At 64.9% G+C, this 15,395-nt stretch carries 17 protein-coding genes; 11 read left to right on the forward strand and 6 right to left on the reverse strand.

The genetic code is table 11. The annotated features are described in order from the left end of the window. Positions 1-6: 6 nt before the first annotated feature. From NAV27_RS06155 to NAV27_RS06180, 6 genes are all read right to left on the reverse strand, one after another. Positions 7-1,530 (reverse strand): nitrite reductase, encoded by a 1,524-nt coding sequence (locus NAV27_RS06155; protein WP_008567000.1) that lies wholly within the window; start codon positions 1,528-1,530, stop codon positions 7-9. Then, positions 1,521-2,357: a uroporphyrinogen-III C-methyltransferase gene (cobA, locus tag NAV27_RS06160; RefSeq protein WP_008566999.1), complete on the reverse strand. Its 837-nt coding sequence runs from the start codon at positions 2,355-2,357 to the stop codon at positions 1,521-1,523. The genes NAV27_RS06155 and cobA overlap by 10 nt, the downstream gene beginning before the upstream one ends. Before the next feature lie 71 nt (positions 2,358-2,428). After that, positions 2,429-3,610, reverse strand: a complete 1,182-nt coding sequence (nirJ, locus tag NAV27_RS06165) for a heme d1 biosynthesis radical SAM protein NirJ (RefSeq protein ID WP_102827610.1) — start codon at positions 3,608-3,610, stop codon at positions 2,429-2,431. A gap of 223 nt (positions 3,611-3,833) precedes the next feature. Then, positions 3,834-4,091 (reverse strand): cytochrome C oxidase subunit IV family protein, encoded by a 258-nt coding sequence (locus NAV27_RS06170; protein WP_003287403.1) that lies wholly within the window; start codon positions 4,089-4,091, stop codon positions 3,834-3,836. Positions 4,092-4,101: 10 nt separating this feature from the next. Further along, entirely contained in the window at positions 4,102-4,689 is a 588-nt protein-coding gene (locus tag NAV27_RS06175) for a cytochrome c oxidase subunit 3 (protein ID WP_003287401.1), read from the reverse strand. Beyond that, entirely contained in the window at positions 4,673-5,488 is an 816-nt protein-coding gene (locus NAV27_RS06180) for a CbbQ/NirQ/NorQ/GpvN family protein (RefSeq protein ID WP_008567347.1), read from the reverse strand. Before NAV27_RS06180 ends, NAV27_RS06175 begins: the two co-directional genes overlap by 17 nt. Before the next feature lie 343 nt (positions 5,489-5,831). On the opposite strand from NAV27_RS06180, the gene nirS reads away from it, so the two are divergent. From nirS to NAV27_RS06235, 11 genes are all read left to right on the forward strand, one after another. Then, positions 5,832-7,544 carry a nitrite reductase gene (nirS, locus tag NAV27_RS06185; RefSeq protein WP_003287399.1) on the forward strand — a complete coding sequence of 571 codons (1,713 nt, stop codon included), beginning with the start codon at positions 5,832-5,834 and terminating at the stop codon, positions 7,542-7,544. A gap of 59 nt (positions 7,545-7,603) precedes the next feature. Beyond that, positions 7,604-7,918, forward strand: coding sequence for a c-type cytochrome (locus NAV27_RS06190; protein ID WP_003287397.1), 315 nt, complete (start codon positions 7,604-7,606; stop codon positions 7,916-7,918). 17 nt (positions 7,919-7,935) lie between these two features. After that, a complete protein-coding gene (locus tag NAV27_RS06195) occupies positions 7,936-8,277 on the forward strand; it encodes a c-type cytochrome (protein WP_054093554.1) in 342 nt (113 codons plus the stop codon). Beyond that, positions 8,274-9,452 carry a cytochrome D1 domain-containing protein gene (locus NAV27_RS06200; protein WP_102827609.1) on the forward strand — a complete coding sequence of 393 codons (1,179 nt, stop codon included), beginning with the start codon at positions 8,274-8,276 and terminating at the stop codon, positions 9,450-9,452. Before NAV27_RS06195 ends, NAV27_RS06200 begins: the two co-directional genes overlap by 4 nt. Before the next feature lie 2 nt (positions 9,453-9,454). Next, positions 9,455-9,913: an Lrp/AsnC family transcriptional regulator gene (locus tag NAV27_RS06205; protein WP_036997452.1), complete on the forward strand. Its 459-nt coding sequence runs from the start codon at positions 9,455-9,457 to the stop codon at positions 9,911-9,913. Then, complete coding sequence (ahbB, locus tag NAV27_RS06210; protein ID WP_003287392.1) at positions 9,910-10,425, forward strand: siroheme decarboxylase subunit beta; 516 nt, start codon at positions 9,910-9,912, stop codon at positions 10,423-10,425. Before NAV27_RS06205 ends, ahbB (NAV27_RS06210) begins: the two co-directional genes overlap by 4 nt. Beyond that, the gene (locus NAV27_RS06215; RefSeq protein WP_003287391.1) at positions 10,418-10,861 is read left to right on the forward strand and encodes an Lrp/AsnC family transcriptional regulator; all 444 of its coding nucleotides are present in this window, start codon (positions 10,418-10,420) and stop codon (positions 10,859-10,861) included. The genes ahbB (NAV27_RS06210) and NAV27_RS06215 overlap by 8 nt, the downstream gene beginning before the upstream one ends. Then, on the forward strand, positions 10,836-11,342 hold the full coding sequence (gene ahbB, locus NAV27_RS06220) for a siroheme decarboxylase subunit beta (RefSeq protein WP_036997450.1): 507 nt from the start codon (positions 10,836-10,838) through the stop codon (positions 11,340-11,342). Before NAV27_RS06215 ends, ahbB (NAV27_RS06220) begins: the two co-directional genes overlap by 26 nt. A 199-nt stretch (positions 11,343-11,541) precedes the next feature. Beyond that, positions 11,542-11,982 carry a c-type cytochrome gene (locus tag NAV27_RS06225; RefSeq protein ID WP_008567342.1) on the forward strand — a complete coding sequence of 147 codons (441 nt, stop codon included), beginning with the start codon at positions 11,542-11,544 and terminating at the stop codon, positions 11,980-11,982. A 44-nt stretch (positions 11,983-12,026) separates the two neighbouring features. Further along, a complete protein-coding gene (locus tag NAV27_RS06230) occupies positions 12,027-13,451 on the forward strand; it encodes a cbb3-type cytochrome c oxidase subunit I (protein WP_008567341.1) in 1,425 nt (474 codons plus the stop codon). Between the two features lie 83 nt (positions 13,452-13,534). Continuing rightward, complete coding sequence (locus NAV27_RS06235) at positions 13,535-15,376, forward strand: nitric oxide reductase activation protein NorD (RefSeq protein ID WP_102827608.1); 1,842 nt, start codon at positions 13,535-13,537, stop codon at positions 15,374-15,376. Positions 15,377-15,395: the final 19 nt, after the last annotated feature.

The raw sequence follows: 15,395 nt of genomic DNA on the forward strand, positions 1-15,395 counted from the left end.
GCGGGGTTAGTGCGAGGTGCCTTCGGCGAATTCGATCTTGTTGCCGACGTTGTACTTGCCGGAGGGCTTGTTCATCGGCAGGCGCTTGATCTCTTCCAGCGTGTTGGCGTCGTAGACGATCAGGGCGCCGTCCTTGTCCCAGACACTGAGCAGGGCGTAGCGACCGTCGTTGGTGAATTCCACGTGGGCGGCGATCTTGCCGGGCATCGGCCGCAGCGTGTGGGCGACTTCCAGGCGCTGCTTGTCGATCAGGTGCACGACATCGTTGTTCGGACCGAAGAACACGTCGGTCCAGGCATAGGGCGAGTTCTGCTGGCTGCGCATGAAGAAGCCCGGACCCTGGGTGGGGATTTCCTTGATCAGCTTCCAGGTTTCCAGATCGAGCACCGAGATCAGCCCCTTGCTGATGTTCGGCGTGGCGAATACCCACTTGCCGTCGCGCTTCCAGTAAATGCCCGAGCCCAGGTGCGGCATGCCCGGCAGCGGGATGTCGGTGACCACCCGGCCGCTGTCCAGTTCGATCACCTGACCGCCGTGGGCCTGACGCGAGGTGGCCAGCAGATGGCTGTAGTCAGGGGTGAAGGAGAAGTCGTCGAGGAAGTCTTTCGCCTTGATCCGCCGCGGCTCGAAGGTCGGCTCGCCGGCATAGGACAGCTCCCAGGCTTCCTTCACGTCCTTCAGGGCGACCACGAAGCTGTTGCGCGGCGGCGCGGTGTAGACGGCGCTGACCCGCGACGGGGTGCCGTCCTCGGCGACTGCCGGGATGTGCTTGACCAGCGACAGGTCGCGGGCGTCGAGCAGCACCAGATTGCCCGGCAGGTAGTTGCCCACCAGTACCCAGCGGCCGTCGTTGCTGACTGCCAGGTTGCGGGTGTTCAGTCCGGCGCGCACCTCGGCGATCTTGGTCAGGTTGTGCAGGTCGTACTTGCTGATCCAGCCATCACGCGAGGCGAAGTAGACGAAGCGGCCGTCCGGCGAGAACTTCGGCCCGCCATGCAGGGCGAAATGCGACTGGAAGCGTGTCAGCGGCTCGAAGCGGTCGCCGTCGAGGATGGTCACGTGGTGGTCGCCGGCTTCCACCACGACGAACAGGTTCAGCGGATCGGCGCCGTGCTGCGGGGTGGTGGGCAGCTTGGCCAGGTCGGCAAGCATGCGATGGCTGGCGCGGATGTCGGCGTCGCTCCAGCTCGGCGGGGTGGCCGGCGGCTGGTACAGATAGGTCACCAGACTGGCGATCTGCGTTTCGTCCAGCACGCTGGAAAACGCCGCCATCTGGCTGGCCGGGCGCCCGTCGCGGATCACCTTGTGCGCTTCGGTCGGCTTGATCCGTCCGAGGCTTTCGGGCAGCAGGGCCGGGCCGGCGCCGCCCAGGCGGTTGACGCCGTGGCAGCTCTGGCAATGTTGTTCGTACAGCGCCTGGGCCGTATCCGCGGCTTCGGCGGCGGCCGCTCGCGGCACGGCCAGATCGAGTGCGACGAAGGTGGCAGCCGGCAGCGCGGCTGCCAGCAGCAGGGCAGGAATCAGCCGCATACGGCCTCCGATTCGCGAGAAGTTTGACTGCGCAGGCGCGCCGGGTATTCGACCTGCTGGCCGTCGAACAGCCCGACCACCTGACCGATGACCGTCAGGGTCGGCGGCGTCAGGTGTTTTTCATCGGCCATGCTCGGCAGCTGCTTGAGCGTGCAGCGCACCACCTGCTGATCCTGGCGGGTGCCGTTGCCGATCAGCGCGGCGGGGGTGTCCAGCGGCAGGCCGGCGGCAATCAGGTTGCGCGAGATTTCGCCAAGGCTGGCCAGGCCCATGTAGAACACCAGGGTCTGCTTGCCTTCGGCCAGGGCGCTCCAGGGCAGGCGCAGTTCGCCGTTTTCCTGCAGGTGACCGGTGATGAACTGACACGAATGGGCGACATCGCGGTGAGTCAGTGGGATGCCGGCATAGGCGCTGCAGCCGGCGGCGGCGGTGATGCCGGGCACCACCTGGCAGTCGATGCCGCGCTCGAGCAGGTATTCCAGCTCCTCGGCGCCACGGCCGAAGATGAACGGATCGCCACCCTTCAGGCGCACCACGCGCTTGTTCTGCAGCGCCAGCTCGGCCAGCAGTGCGTTGATTTCCGGCTGCGGCAGGCTGTGGTAGCCGCTGGTCTTGCCGACGTAGTGACGGCTGCAGGCGGCGGGCAGCAGGGCCAGCAGGCCGTCGCTGACCAGACGGTCATAGACCACGGCGTCGGCCTGTTGCAGCAGACTCCAGGCGCGCAGGGTGAGCAGGCCGGGATCGCCCGGGCCGGCACCGACCAGGGCGACTTCGCCGGGGGCGAACGCGGCGCTCAGCGAGGCGGGTAGCGTGATTGGCTGGTCCATGGGCTCTCCTGAAAAATTCTCATCGGGCTGCGGTGTGGCGCTACGCGGCACTTGCCGGCCGCTGTAGTCGATCAAATGGCGATGCTGGGAATGCGCTGCGGCGTCGGTAGGCCGATCTCTTCATCGGTCAGGTAGCAGCCGGGGTCTTCGGCCCACAGGTTGCCCTCGGCCCAGGCGCGGGTGCGGGTGTTGCCGTTGCAGATCGACAGCCAGCGGCAATCGGCGCAGCGACCTTCGACGGCGCGCGGATGCTGGCGCAGCTGCTGCAGCAGCGGTTGCGGGTTGTCCAGCCAGATCTCGCGGAAGCTCTGCTTGCGTACGTTGCCGACGGTGTGCTGCCACCAGTAAGTGTCCGGGTGCACGTCGCCGATGTTGTCGATGTTGGCGATGCCGCTGCCGGAAGCGTTGCCGCCCCAGGCGCGCAGCATGCCTTCGAGACGCGCGGCGTGCTGCGGCAGGTTGGCTTCGACCCACTGCAGCAGCAGGATGGCGTCGGCGTCGTTGTTGCCGCTGACGAAGTCGGTCTCGCGGCCGTTCTGCACATCGTCCCAGGCCTGCTCGAACAGCTGGCGCATGGCGCCGCGGGTCATCTGATGATGGGCGTCGGCCTTGCGGCTGCGCTTGCCGCGGCCGCTGTAGTTGAGGTGCGAGAGGTAGAACTTCTGCACGTCATGCTCGCGCATCAGCTCGAGGATGGCCGGCAGTTGCGGGTAGTTGTTCTGCGTCAGGGTAGTGCGCAGGCCGACGCGGATGTCGTGCTGCCGGCACAGGTCGATGGCATGCATGGAGGCGGCGAAGCTGCCCTTGAGCTGGCGCCAGTCGTCGTGCACGGCTTCCAGACCGTCGATGCTGATACCGACGTAGTCATAGCGGGCGGCGACGATCTGCTCGATGTTGCGCTCGTCAATCAGCGTGCCGTTGGTCGACAGCGCAACGAAGAAGCCTTTGTCGCGTGCGTAGTCGGACAGCTCGAAGATGTCCTTGCGCAGCAGCGGCTCGCCGCCGGAGAGGATCAGCACGCGCACGCCGGCGGCATGCAGATCGTCGATCACCTTGAACGCTTCGGCGGTTTCCAGCTCGTCACGGAACTCGCTGTCGGCGGAGGTGGCGTAGCAGTGCTTGCAGGTCAGGTTGCAGCGGCGCAGCAGGTTCCAGATCACCACCGGCGGGCGCGCGCCAGCAGTGCTGCGGGCGCCGAGTACGGGAGTGGTCGGCCGGGCCAGGGCGCGCAGGTAATGGCTGATTCTCAACATGAGCGTTTCTCCTCGGGGAGCGCGGGGCTCCGTGGGCACGCCACCCGCGGTGACCTGCCTCGATGGGGTGCAGGATCAACGAGCGCCCGGAGCCTATCCTTGACGAGAAACAATAAAAGACCGGATATGCCGCCACCGCGCCAGGGCGGCGCGACGTGCGGTTGGGAAGAGCGGAGGGCAGGGCCTGGCGCCGGCGCTGTCGCCGGCGCGCAGGGGGCTGTGGCTAGTTGCCGCGCAGCATCAGCAGGATGACGATCAGTGCGATCAGCAGCGGCCAGGCGAGCAGCAGCAGGCGCCACAGGCGCGGCGCGTGGCGCAGCTCCATGAAGCCTTCGGTGATCAGCCAGGCCTTGCCCAGCGCCACCAGCAGAATGGTGCCGCCGAGCAGCAGGGTCGAACCGGCGCTGCCGAGCAGCACGGTGGTGATGGAGAGCAGGGCCAGTCCCAGCCAGCAGCCAACCAGGACTTTTGAAGCGGACATGGCTACCTCGTCAGTTCAGTACGTACACCAGCGGGAACAGCAACACCCAGACCAGATCGACCATGTGCCAGTAGAGCACGCCGGATTCCATCCCACCGTGGTGTTGCGGTGAGTAGGCGCGGCGCCGGCAGCGCTCGGCCATCCAGCCGAGGATCACCATGCCCAGCAGCACGTGCAGGAAATGGAAGCCGGTGAGGATCCAGTAAAGGGTGAAGAAGCGGTTGTGTTCGAGCCCTAGGCCGAGCGAGGCCAGATGCCCGTACTCGTTCAGCTTGAGCACCACATAGACGCAGGATGACAGCAGCGCGGCGAGCAGCAGCAGGCCGGCGCGGCCCTGGCGGTCGGCGCGTACCTGCTCGACCGCCAGCGCGGCGAACAGCCCCGAGGTCAGCAGGCTGAGCGTCAGCGCCAGGCCGATGGAGCTGTCCAGCGCCTGCCGGCTTTCGGCGAACATCGCCGGATCGAGCAGCTGGGTCACGGCGAAGGCGACGATCAGCAGGGCGAACACGGTCAGCTCGGCGAGGATGAAGAACCACATCGCCAGGTCGCCCGGCAGCCGCCGAACCGGGCGCGTGAGCACCTCAGCCGAAGTGGACATCGACGACCTCCATCAGCGCGGCGACGGTTTGCGGGTCGTCCGACAGCGGCTCGGCGAGACAGGCCAGGCAGGCCTGACGCGGCGTCATGCCGGAGCGGATCATGCGGGCGGTGAAGATCAGCAGACGGGTGGAGGCGACTTCCTCCAGGTCGTGCTGCTCGAGCCGGCGCAGTGCCTGGCCGAGCTTGACCACCTGCGCGGCGAGCGCGGCATCGACCTGGGCCTCGTTGGCGACGATGCGCTCTTCCTCGGCCTGCGGCGGATAGTCGAAGCGCATGGCGACGAAGCGCTGGCGGGTACTGGGCTTCATGCCCTTGAGCAGATTCTGGTAACCGGGGTTGTACGACACCACCAGCATGAAGCCCGGCGGGGCCTTGAGCGCCTCGCCGGTGCGTTCGATGAACAGCTCGCGGCGGTCGTCGGCCAGCGGGTGCAGCACCACGGCGGTGTCCTGGCGTGCCTCGACCACTTCATCGAGGTAGCAGATGCCGCCTTCACGCACTGCCCGGGTCAGCGGGCCGTCCTGCCACCAGGTGCCTTGCGCGCCGATCAGGTGACGGCCGACGAGGTCGGCGGCGGAGAGGTCGTCATGGCAGGCCACGGTATACAGCGGCAATCCCAGACGATGCGCCATGTGCTGCACGAAGCGGGTCTTGCCGCAACCGGTCGGTCCCTTGATCAGCACGGGCATGCCGTGTTGCCAGGCCTGCTCGAACAACGCCTGTTCGTTGCCCAGGGGCTGATAGAACGGCGCGTCGGGAGTGTCGGCAACTACGGTCAGTCTTTCGGGCGCATTCACGGGCAATACCTCACTGCGGTAGTCGGTTAATCACGAACGACAAACTACCGCTCGCATCGCTGCCCCTCAAGGCATCCGCCGGCAAAGCTTGATCGCGGTCAAGCCCTGCTCGAATTGGTCGCCGCCGGTCAGGCATTTGCTACTCGCAGCGCCAAGTGCCGGGCTATCGTCGCCCCCGCGACAAGGCGTCACGCCTAGGGGGTGTCGGGGGGTCTCTTGATTGCCGTCAAGCGCTCGGCGATTTGGGCTCTCCTAGGATGCAACCGCACCAATTAATCACTGGAATTGCCGCACCGCCGTCACTTAGCAGGAATCGCATGAGGCGATTCAGAGGAGAAAACGTATGCGCAAACCACTACTGGCCGGACTTGTCGCCGGCTTTTCGCTGCTTGCTCTGGGCGTGGCCCAGGCGCAGGACACAGCAGAAGACAAAGCCCAGGCCGCTTATAAGGGCCAAGCGTCGACCGTCGACCCAGCCAGTGCGCAGGTCGTGCGTTCTCCGGGCGCGCCGGATCTGAGCGCCGGTGAGTTCGAGCAGGCCAAGGAAATCTACTTCCAGCGCTGCGCCGGCTGCCACGGCGTGCTGCGTAAAGGCGCCACCGGCAAGCCGCTGACCCCGGACATCACCCAGGAGCGCGGCCAGGCCTATCTGGAAGCGCTGATCACCTACGGTTCGCCGGCGGGTATGCCCAACTGGGGCACCTCGAACGCGCTGACCAAGGACCAGATCACCTTGATGGCCAAGTACATCCAGCACACCCCGCCGACTCCGCCGGAGTGGGGCATGGCCGAGATGAAGAATTCCTGGAAGGTCCTGGTCAAGCCGGAAGATCGTCCGAAGAAGCAGATGAACGATCTCGACCTGCCGAACCTGTTCTCCGTCACCCTGCGTGACGACGGCAAGATCGCGCTGATCGACGGCGAAACCAAGAAGATCGTCAAGACCATCGACACCGGCTACGCCGTGCACATTTCGCGCATGTCGGCCTCCGGCCGCTACCTGCTGGTGATCGGTCGTGACGCCAAGATCGACATGATCGACCTGTGGGCCAAGGAGCCGACCAAGGTCGCCGAGATCAAGGTAGGTATCGAGGCTCGTTCGGTCGAGACTTCCAAGTACAAGGGCTACGAGGACAAGTACGTCATCGCCGGCGACTACTGGCCGCCGCAGTTCACCATCATGGACGGCGAGACCCTGCAGCCGCTGCAGATCGTCTCCACCCGTGGCATGACTGTGGACAAGCAGGAATACCACCCGGAACCGCGCGTCGCGGCGATCATCGCCTCGCACGAGCATCCGGAGTTCATCGTCAACGTCAAGGAAACCGGCAAGATTCTGCTGGTCAACTACAAGGACATCGACAACCTCACCACCACCAGCATCAACGCCGCGCCGTTCCTGCATGACGGTGGCTGGGACAGCACGCACCGCTACTTCATGACGGCCGCCAACAACTCCAACAAGGTTGCGGTGGTCGACTCCAAGGAGCGCAAGCTGAGCGCGCTGGTCGAAGTCGGCAAGATCCCGCACCCGGGTCGTGGCGCCAACTTCAACCACCCGAAATACGGTCCGGTTTGGGCAACCAGCCACCTGGGCGACGAGAGCATCTCGCTGATCGGTACCGATCCGAAGAACCACCCGCAGTACGCGTGGAAGCACGTCGACACCCTGAAGGGCCAGGGCGGTGGTTCGCTGTTCATCAAGACCCATCCGAAGTCCAAGCACCTGTACCTGGATACCACCTTCCACCCGGATGCCAAGGTCAGCCAGTCGGCCGCGGTGTTCGACATCAGCAACCTGGAAGCGGGCTTCAAGGTTCTGCCGATCGGCGAGTGGGCCGGTCTGAAGGACGGTGCCAAGCGCGTCGTGCAGCCTGAGTACAACGAGGCCGGCGACGAGGTGTGGTTCTCGGTGTGGAGTGGTCAGGAAGAGGAGTCGGCCATCGTGGTGGTTGACGACAAGACCCTGAAACTCAAAACAGTGATCAAGGACAAAAGGTTGATTACCCCAACCGGTAAATTTAACGTCCACAACACTCAGTACGACGTTTACTGAGTTTAGCCCCGGGGGCGGGCCTCAAGATCCGCCCCTTCTTTAGCCTTGAGGAAGTACTCATGAAGAAAGTTCTGCTCCCGCTGCTCGCCCTTGGCGGCGCTCTGGCCCTGCAGCCAGCGCTGGCCCAGGACGGCGAAGCGCTGTTCAAGAGCAAGCCCTGCGCGGCCTGCCACAGCGTCGACGCCAAACTGGTCGGCCCGGCTCTGAAGGAAGTGGCAGCGAAGAATGCCGGCGTTGATGGCGCCGTCGATACGCTGGCCGCCAGCATCAAGAACGGCAGCCAAGGCAAGTGGGGCCCGATCCCGATGCCGCCAAATGCCGTGACCGAAGAAGAAGCCAAGGCCCTGGCTACCTGGGTCCTGAGTCTCAAGTAACACCCCTGGAGGACGCCATGACCCGCTCCCGACACGCAGTATCACGTTTGGGGCTGACCCTGGCGTCCCTCCTCCTGATTCCTGCGGCCCTGGCCGCGGCGCCCGCCGCCGAACGCCAGGCGCAACTCGAGCATCTGCTCCTGCAGGACTGTGGCTCCTGCCACGGCCTGCGCATGACCGGCGGCCTCGGCCCGGCGCTGACCCGCGACGCGCTTGCCGGCAAACCCCGCGACAGCCTGATCGCCACCGTCACCCACGGTCGTCCCGGTACCGCCATGCCCGGCTGGAAGGCCCTGCTCGACGAGCAGGACATCGCCTGGCTGGTCGATCTGCTTCTGCAAGGATATCCAAAGCCATGAACCGTCCGTCTTTGCTGCTGGCCGCGGCCTGCCTGCTGCTTGGCGCCTGTGCGCAACAACCGCTGCGTGGCAGCGGCGATCTCGGCGTGATCGTCGAGCGTGCCACCGGCAGCCTGCAAATCATCGAGAGCAGCGGCCAGACCCGCCTGGCACGGGTCGAGGGCTTGGGCGATCTGTCCCACGCCTCGGTGGTGTTTTCCCGCGATCAGCGCTTTGCCTATGTGTTCGGCCGCGACGGCGGGCTGACCAAGGTCGACCTGCTCGAACAGCGTATCGACAAGCGCGTGGTGCAGGCTGGTAACAGCATCGGCGGCGCGATCAGCCAGGACGGCACGCTGATCGCCGTCGGCAACTACGAGCCGGGTGGCGTCAAGGTATTCGATGCTCAGACGCTCGAGCTGGTTGCCGACATTCCGGCCACGCCGCTGGCCGATGGCAGCCGCAATTCGCGGGTAGTTGGCGTCACCGACGTGCCCGGCAAGCGTTTCATCTACAGCCTGTTCGATACCAACGAAACCTGGCTGCTGGATTTCAGCCAGGGCAACACCCCGAAGATCACGCGTTTCGACAACATCGGCAAACAACCCTACGACGCCTTGCTGACGCCCGAAGGCCGCTATTACATCGCCGGCCTGTTCGGCGAAGACGGCATGGGCAAGATCGATCTGTGGCACCCGGAGAAGGGCGTCGAGCGCATTCTCGATGGCTACGGTCGTGGGCAGGAAAAACTGCCGGTCTACAAGATGCCGCATCTGGAAGGCTGGACGGTCGCCGGTAACCAGACCTTCGTCCCGGCGATCGGCCAGCACCGCGTGCTGGTGATGGATTCGCAGAACTGGAAGCAGACCGACGCCATCGATGTCGCCGGTCAGCCGGTGTTCGTCATGGCACGGCCCGATGCGCGGCAGATCTGGGTCAACTTCGCCCACCCGGACAACCACCGGATTCAGGTCATCGACAGCGAAACGCACAAGATCATCGCCGACCTCGAGCCGGGACCCGCGGTGCTGCACATGGAATTCACCGCACGCGGCGACCAGCTCTGGCTGTCGGTGCGCGACGGCAACGAAGTCCAGGTATGGGACCCGTACCGCCTGCAATTGCTCAAGCGCCTGCCGGCCGAAAGCCCGAGCGGTATCTTCTTCAGCAGTCGCGCACACGAGACGGGGCTGTGACCATGATGATCGACGATCTCAGCCGCCGCCTGATCGACCGCTATCAGCACGGCATGCCCCTGTGCGCCGAACCCTATCGCGCCATGGCCGACGAGCTGGGCTGCGACGAGAGCGAGGTGCTGGCGCGCCTGGAACAGCTGCAGGAGTTCGGTGGCCTGTCGCGGATCGGTCCGGTGTTCGAGCACAGCCGTGCCGGCGCCAGCACCCTGGTCGCGCTCGCCGTGCCGCAAGCGCGGCTGGAACAGGTTGCCGCGCGCATCAGCGCCTTTCCCGAGGTCAACCACAACTATCTGCGCGAGCATCACTACAACCTGTGGTTCGTGCTGACCGGCCCGGACCGCCCGCATCTCGATCGCCTGCTGGCCGAGATTGAGGCCGATACCGGCCTGGTGCCGCTTGACCTGCCGATGCTGCATGCCTACCGCATCGATCTCGGCTTCCCGTTGGGAGAACCGTCATGAGCATTGCGCTGAACGATCTGCAGGCGATGCACCTGCGCCGCCTGCTGGAGGCCGGCCTGCCGCTGGCGGCACGGCCCTATCGACAGCTCGCCGAGCAGATCGGCAGCAGCGAGGAGCAGGTGCTTGACCAGGTCCGGCGCTGGCAGGAGGACGGCTTGTTCCGCCGTGTCGGGCTGGTGCTCAAGCATCGCGCGCTGGGTTTTCGGGCTAACGCCATGCTGGTGCTGGATATCCCCGATGCCGAAGTCGATGAGATCGGTCGCCGGCTCGGCCTGGCTGCCGGCGTCAATCTTTGCTACCAGCGCCCGCGGCGGCTGCCGCAGTGGCCGTACAACCTGTTCTGCATGGTTCACGGACGGGAGCGCGAGCAGGTCTGCCAGCTGATCGAGACGCTGCTCGCCGAGCATGGCCTCAGCGAGGTGCCGCACCAGTTGCTGTTCAGCACCCGCGCCTATAAACAGTGCGGCGGCCGTTACGCCCCGCCGCTGGTCAGAGAGGCTGCGCATGGATGATTTCGACCGCCAGCTGATCAACCGCCTGCAGCATGGTCTGCCACTGGTACGGCAGCCGTGGCAAGCGCTGGCCGAGGAGCTTGGCAGCAGTTCCGAGGCGCTGCGCGCACGCGTGCAGGCGCTGCTCGACGACGGCACGCTGACCCGCTTCGGTCCGATGTTCGATATCGAGCGCCTGGGCGGCGCCTTCACCCTGGCGGCTTTGTCCGTCCCTGAGGAGCGCTTCGACGAGGTGGCGGCAATCCTCGACGCCATGCCGGAGGTTGCGCACAACTACCGGCGCGAGCACGCCTGGAACATGTGGTTCGTGCTCGGCTGCGCGACCCCTGAGGGGATCGCCGAAACCATCGCGCGGATCGAGGCGCAGACCGGCTTGCCGGTGCTCAACCTGCCGAAGGAGGAGACCTATCATGTCGGATTGCACTTCCCCGTCTGACGCCCAATTGCAGCGACGTCTGGTCGAACTCACCGAGGCCGGGTTGCCGCTGGTCGACGATCCCTGGGCCTGGCTGGCCGACGAGCTGGGGCTGGAGGTGGATGCGACGCTCGCCTTGCTGCAGCGCCTGCAGGCGGCAGGAGCGATCCGTCGCATCGCCGCCGTACCCAACCACTACCGGCTGGGTTACCGGCACAACGGCATGACCGTCTGGGATGTCGACGATGCCGAGATGGCCCGCCTCGGCCCGCTGATCGGCGCCCAGGCATTCGTCAGTCACTGCTACCGGCGGCCACGCCGCGACGGTTGGCGCTACAACCTCTTCGCGATGGTGCATGGGCGCGACGCGCGGGACATCGACGCCTATCGCAACCAGATCCGTGCGCTGCTCGGCGAAGCCTGCCGAGCGGACGAGATGCTGGTGTCCAGCCGCATCCTGAAGAAGACCGGCCTGCGCGTGGCCGCCCAGCGCGGCGCCTGAGCGTCGGGCTTAAGCCAGGCCGGCGCACCCACTGCCGGCTGCTCTGGCATCGGAGCTGGCGCATTTTTGCGCAGGCGCCGGCTGATTTTCCCTTCGTGTAATGCCCGACTGTTGTGTTCAGGTTTTTCTTGATTGCCATCAAGCACGTTTCGATAGGCGCCTTCTTAAACTGGCCACGCCAAGCCATGAGGAGGCGACCATGTCCGAGACCTTCACCAAGGGGATGGCCAGGAATATTTACTTCGGGGGAAGCGTGTTCTTCTTCCTGGTATTCCTAGGCCTGACCTATCACACAGAACAGACCTTTCCCGAGCGATCCAACGAGTCGGAAATCACCGAGGCGGTGGTGCGCGGCAAGGCGGTCTGGGAAAACAACAACTGCATCGGCTGTCACAGCCTGCTTGGTGAGGGCGCCTACTTCGCGCCGGAGCTGGGCAACGTGTTCGTCCGTCGCGGTGGCGAAGAGGCCTTCAAGCCTTTCCTGCACGCCTGGATGAAGGCTCAGCCCCTTGGGGCACCGGGTCGTCGCGCCATGCCGCAGTTCAACCTGACCGAACAGCAAGTAGACGATATGGCGGAGTTCCTCAAGTGGACTTCGAAAATCGACACCAACAACTGGCCGCCAAACAAGGAAGGTTGAGTTGATGAACGTCTTTGTTTCCGAATCCTTAGGAGGGCTACGAGATGGGCATCATTAATCCGCATCTCAAATTCCAATCGCAGGCTGTTGCCAAACCTTACTTCGTGTTTGCGCTGATGCTGTTCGTCGGCCAGATTCTGTTCGGTCTGATCATGGGTCTGCAGTACGTGGTGGGTGACTTCCTGTTCCCGCTGCTGCCATTCAACGTGGCCCGTATGGTCCACACCAACCTGCTGATCGTCTGGCTGCTGTTCGGCTTCATGGGCGCGGCCTACTACCTCATTCCCGAGGAAGCGGATCGCGAACTGCATAGCCCCAAACTGGCCATCATCCTGTTCTGGGTGTTTGCCGCCGCGGGCGTGCTGACGATTCTCGGCTACCTGTTCGTGCCCTACGCCGGTCTGGCAGAGCTGACTCACAACGAACTGCTGCCGACGATGGGACGCGAGTTCCTCGAGCAACCGACGATCACCAAGATCGGTATCGTAGTGGTGGCCCTGGGCTTCCTCTACAACATCGGTATGACCATGCTCAAAGGTCGCAAGACCGTGGTCAGCACGGTCATGATGACCGGTCTGGTCGGCCTGGCGGTGTTCTTCCTGTTCTCCTTCTACAACCCGGAAAACCTGGCGCGCGACAAGTACTACTGGTGGTTCGTGGTGCACCTGTGGGTGGAAGGCGTGTGGGAACTGATCATGGGTTCGATGCTGGCCTTCGTCCTGATCAAGATCACCGGCGTTGACCGTGAAGTGATCGAGAAGTGGCTGTACGTGATCATCGCCATGGCTCTGATCACCGGCATCATCGGTACAGGTCACCACTTCTTCTGGATCGGTGCGCCGACCGTGTGGCTGTGGCTGGGTTCGATCTTCTCCGCTCTGGAACCGCTGCCGTTCTTCGCCATGGTGCTGTTCGCCTTCAACATGGTGAACCGTCGCCGCCGCGAGCACCCGAACCGCGCTGCCGCGATCTGGGCAATGGGCACTACCGTGACTGCGTTCCTCGGTGCTGGCGTGTGGGGCTTCCTGCACACCCTGGCTCCGGTGAACTACTACACCCACGGTTCGCAGCTCACTGCCGCTCACGGTCACCTGGCGTTCTACGGTGCCTACGCGATGATCATCATGACCATGATCAGCTACGCCATGCCGCGTCTGCGTGGCCTCGGTGAAGCGCCGGATGCTCGTGCGCAGACCGTGGAGATCTGGGGCTTCTGGCTGATGACCATCTCGATGGTGCTGATCACCCTGTTCCTCACCGCTGCAGGCGTGGTACAGGTCTGGCTGCAACGCATCCCGGCAGATGGCGCCGCCATGTCGTTCATGAACACTACTGACCAGCTGGCCATCTTCTTCTGGCTGCGCCTGGTGGCTGGTGTGTTCTTCCTGATCGGCCTGATCTGCTACCTGTACAGCTTCAAGCAGCGTGGCCGGGTAACGGTCGCCTCGACAGCCGCCACCGCGGCCTGAGACGAAGCGTAGCGATGACCGACGGCCCGGCTGGTACTAGCGGGCCGTTTCGCTTTTTAAATGCCTGTACGGAGTAACCCGCCATGGCCTTTACCATCGAAGTGGAAGAGTGGGTCGGCAGCGTCTGGCACCGCTTCATCACCCGCCGCGCCAGCCCGGATTTCCCCGAGGCATGCGTCGAGCTGGAAAGCATGCAGCGCTCGTTGGCCCTGCTGTTTCGCGCGATGGGTGGGGCCAGCGGTGTCGGTGTCGAAGCCGCCGCCGCGCGGGATATGCTGCTGCGGCGCAACCTGCTGCAACAGGTCGCCGGCACCTGCAAACAATTGCCGGTGGCCTGGTGCGATCGCAACAACCTTCGGCTTCCGCAAAGCCTCTCGGTGTACCCCGAGGCCGCGCTGAACCAGGATCTCTACCGCTGGCTGGCGCTGCTCGCAGCGCAGGCCGGTGAGATGCGCCACTGGGCGCGTGACAATCAGCGCTGGACGCAGCAGCTGCTGGAACAGTTTCCCGCCATGCGTCCACGCTATCAGCGACTGGTCGAGGCTCATCTGGCATTGCGTCCCGATCCTGACCAGCTGCCCAAGGGCGAGGCTGCGCTGGAGCGAGCGTTGTGCCAGGCGCTGCACGAGCCCGGCAGCGTCAGCCAGTTCCCGCGCAGCGAGCGCGCGCCCTGGCCGCTCCCGCTGTGGCTGTACCCGGCGGAAAATCTCGGCGAGCCGCAGGCTGCCGACCGTGGTGAAGACGGCGAGGGCAATCTGGAAACCCCGCCGGGTGGCGAATCGCGCCAGCGCAAGCGCGCCAAGCGCGTCGAGGAAAGCACCAGCAAGGGCGGGCTGCTGCTGTTCCGCCTGGAAAACCTGTTCAGCTGGTCCGAACACGTCGAACTGGATCGCTGCGGCGACGATACCGAGGATCTGGATGCCGCGCGCGTCGCCGAGGACCTCGACGAGCTGGCGCTGTCGCGCCAGCGCATGCGCCAGGGCGGCGGGCTCAAGCTCGATCTGGACTTGCCGGCAGCCGATTTCGATGACCTGCCGCTGGGCGAGGGCATCAAGCTGCCCGAGTGGGATTATCGCAAGCAAACCCTGCAGAAGGACTTCGTCAACCTGCAGATGATGCTGCCGCGCGGCTCGGAGGCCAAACCGCTGCCGCTGCATCTTGCGCCGCTGGCACGCCGTCTGCGCCGGCAGTTCGAGCACCTGCGCAATGACCGGCAGTGGCTGCGCCAGCAACCGCAGGGCTCGGAGCTGGATCTGCAGGCCTGGCTGGATTTCCACGTCGAGCGGCAGAACGGCCAGTGCGCCGAGCGCGGACTGTTCATGGAGCAACGGCAGAATCGTCGCGACCTGGCCTGTCTGCTGCTGGCCGACCTGTCGATGTCCACCGATGCGCACCTGGACAACGAGCACCGGGTGATCGACGTGATCACCGACAGTCTGCTGCTGTTCGGCGAGGCGCTGTCGGCGGTCGGTGACCAGTTTGCGCTCTACGGTTTTTCCTCGCTGCGCCGTCAGCAGGTGCGCATGCAGGAGCTGAAGAGCTTCCGTCAGCCCTATGGCGACGAGACCCGCGGACGCATCCAGGCGCTCAAGCCCGGTTACTACACTCGCATGGGCGCGGCGATTCGCCAGGCCACCGAGCTGCTCGGCAACTGCAAGCAGCGGCGCAAGCTGTTGCTGCTGGTGACCGACGGCAAGCCCAACGATCTGGATCTCTATGAGGGTCGCTATGGCGTCGAGGACACCCGCCAGGCGGTGATGGAAGCGCGCAAGCAGGGCCTGCTGCCGTTCTGCATCACCATCGACCGCGAGGCCGGTGACTATCTGCCCTACATGTTCGGCGCCAACGGCTACACGCTGATCAAGGAGCCGCAGCAGCTGCCGTTCCGCCTGCCGCAGCTGTACAAGCAGCTGACCCAGCCGTAGCGCAACGCGGAACGGGCGG

This window comes from Stutzerimonas degradans, assembly GCF_024448505.1.
Taxonomy (GTDB): domain Bacteria; phylum Pseudomonadota; class Gammaproteobacteria; order Pseudomonadales; family Pseudomonadaceae; genus Stutzerimonas; species Stutzerimonas degradans.